Source organism: Candidatus Margulisiibacteriota bacterium, from assembly GCA_041650635.1.
Taxonomy (GTDB): Bacteria; Margulisbacteria; WOR-1; order JAKLHX01; family JBAZKV01; genus JBAZKV01.
The window spans coordinates 1-2,503 of sequence record JBAZKV010000057.1 but is presented as its reverse complement, the minus strand read 5'-3'; the positions used below and the strand labels follow the sequence as shown (position 1 = coordinate 2,503).

The window sequence follows — 2,503 nt, the reverse complement described above, 5'->3', positions numbered from 1 at the left end:
AAGAGGCAGAAAGACTGGGAAAGGCGGAGAGGTCAACAAGATTCGCAAGGTTCCTTCGACCGCTGTTCAGGATGCCTCGCTTCCTGAAAGCAGCACCGCACTCAACCAAGTTCTATGGGAAGCCGACAGGAGAGCACCACGAGCACGAGTACATGCCGAAGCATAAGAAGTGATGATTCGCTGTGCGCTACTTTTCAGCACAGGCAAGCCGCTGCTACCGCGCTCGCTGCAATGTCATCGCACTTCTCTTTCCGAGAACATCCTTCCTTGAATGTTAGACCAATAGCTCGCTAGGCGGTAGCAGCGGCTATTTTGCCAAAGATATATTTATAAATCAGCAAACCAGTCAATCAATACAATGGAATCTTTAAATCCTGTCGGACGCAAGAGCGGTTTTCTTGAAAAAACTACTGATGAGCCAAAAGGAATCCTTGTCAGCCTCTTGAAGATAGCAAAAAAAGAGGAGAAAGCCCTTCTTTCTGAAGTCCGCACTGCATTGAAATATTCAAAGCGCGCAAAGAACCTTGTCAATCCATACAAAACAGATATCTTTGGACAATCATTCGGCATCAGAGGACATTCACGGCAGAAAAGGTTCATAAGGCTGATCAACGAGTCACTGCACCTGACCATCGCCGCAAAGATACACCTTCCAGCAATAGAAACAGTCACGAATGAGGTGAATGTGTGGCTCTCGAGCCATAAGACCCACGCACTGGCTGCTGAACTGTTACCCACAGAGAAAAAAATAATCGATGACGTCAGAAAAGCGAAAGAGCTTCTTGAAGTCGCAGTGAAAGACCTAACAGAGCTGGACAGCATGCAGTGGGGAAGCGCATCCACATCACATTTTTTCGGAATGTATTATATCCCTATCGAGCATGAACGCGAACATAAGACCGGGCTCAAGTTCCGCGCTGACTGGGTAACACCTCTTAGAAGATCACATGATTCTCTAGAAAGCTTTGAAAAAGCTGTCGAAGACATCTTCAGGCTGCAGAGCGAGATAAACAAGAAGTATAGGATATAAAAAAGCCCCTGGCGAGAATTGCAATCTACGCAAGGGTCTTGTTCCTTGATCCCGCTATCCGGTGCTACACTCGCTCTTTGAGCTGCGGCTCAAAGCCTTCAGGTCTTCGCCCTGAAGCGCGGGTCGGTAGCACGCTATAGAAAAAAAAAAGCCCCTGGCGAGAATTGCACTCGCGACCTTCTGCTTATTGCCCGCCAGTGCAGAATGCAACTGACTCGAGGCAGACGCTATAGCTACTAGGCCACAGGGGCAGATAAAAACATTTCAGATTTTTGCGATAATGTCTTTTTTTGCCTTAAGCTTCTTCTGGCACTCTGGGCAGACGATGTGCTTCTTGCCCTTCTCATCCTTCACATAAGTACCGATGACCTTGTTCAGGAAAGTCTCATTAATCTTTGCCTTGCAAATCTCGCATTTCATAAGGATATAAGGATAAGGCAGCAGTATTTAAATTTTAGGGGTTTAGAGAAATGCCCGGAACAAGCACTAAACTGCCAGAGAGCAGTTTTAACTGCTTTGGGGCAGGTTGTGGACATTGCTAAGATAGGTCATCTGATTATACTGTCGCAAAACCTAGGCCTGGCTCCGCTTGGCTCATTCTTTTAGATGCGGCTAAAAGCCTTCAGGTCTCTAAGCCCTGAAGTAAAATTCGCCAAGCTCTGCTGTTGCCACGCGCGCATAATTCTGATCTTGTATTGTTTTGGCGAAGCCCCGTCTAAGATTATTTCGTTGTGTAAAGTAGAAACGCGCTGAATAGGCAACACAGGCCTCGGTTTTGCTGCTTGGATTTTGTACGGTTATACTGCTTTTATAGCGGTAAACTTATTAATTAATGTCTTATCCTCAGCAACCATGACACGCATAGCAATCGTCAAGAAGCAGGAATGCAACCCTATGGGCTGCGGCGGGTATCTTTGCGCCAAGGTATGCCCGATCAACCGAAAAGGGGAAGCATGCATAAAGGAGTCTGTCCTGGACAAGAAAGCGACAATAGACGAAGAGTTGTGCATAGGCTGCGGAATATGCCCTAACAGGTGCCCATTCAACGCAATTGACATAATCAACCTGCCAGAAGAGCTGACACAGGATCCTATACACCGCTATGGGGAGAACGGGTTCGCGCTATACTCCCTGCCGACACCGCTGTTCGGCAAAGTGGTGGGAGTTTTGGGAGTCAACGGCATCGGCAAATCCACTGCAATAAAGATAATAGCCGGAGTGCTCAAGCCAAACCTCGGCAGGTTGTCAGGGGAGGCAGACTATGCTGAGCTCGTCACTTTCTTCAAAGGCACAGAAGCGCAGGCGTTCTTTGAAAAGATGCGCGACGGAAAGATAAAAGTGTCATACAAGCCCCAGACCATAGACTTCATACCAAAACAATTCTCAGGCAGTGTCAAAGAGCTGCTGAAAAAGGCAGACCAGAGAGGCATATTTGACAGGATGGTCGAGGCACTGGAGTTGGGAAAGTTCCTT

At 47.5% G+C, this 2,503-nt stretch carries 3 protein-coding genes and 1 tRNA gene; 2 read left to right on the top strand and 2 right to left on the bottom strand.

The genetic code is table 11. The annotated features are described in order from the left end of the window. Positions 1-358: 358 nt before the first annotated feature. Positions 359-1,030, top strand: a complete 672-nt coding sequence (locus WC490_08280) for a hypothetical protein (GenBank protein MFA5098594.1) — start codon at positions 359-361, stop codon at positions 1,028-1,030. Between the two features lie 149 nt (positions 1,031-1,179). On the opposite strand, the gene WC490_08275 is transcribed toward WC490_08280, so the two are convergent. Together WC490_08275 and WC490_08270 are read right to left on the bottom strand one after the other, a co-directional pair. Continuing rightward, positions 1,180-1,281, bottom strand: a tRNA-OTHER gene (locus WC490_08275). Between the two features lie 13 nt (positions 1,282-1,294). Then, positions 1,295-1,450, bottom strand: coding sequence for a hypothetical protein (locus WC490_08270; GenBank protein MFA5098593.1), 156 nt, complete (start codon positions 1,448-1,450; stop codon positions 1,295-1,297). 432 nt (positions 1,451-1,882) lie between these two features. Between WC490_08270 and WC490_08265 the strand changes: the two genes are divergently transcribed. Continuing rightward, a partial coding sequence (locus WC490_08265; GenBank protein ID MFA5098592.1) for a 4Fe-4S binding protein occupies positions 1,883-2,503 on the top strand: 621 nt, incomplete at its 3' end.

What these genes read in the sequence shown, in the direction of transcription:
- WC490_08280 (MFA5098594.1), top strand. Translation starts at nt 359, where the DNA reads ATGGAATCTTTAAATCCTGTCGGACGCAAGAGCGGTTTTCTTGAAAAA.
- WC490_08270 (MFA5098593.1), bottom strand. Translation starts at nt 1,450, where the DNA reads ATGAAATGCGAGATTTGCAAGGCAAAGATTAATGAGACTTTCCTGAAC.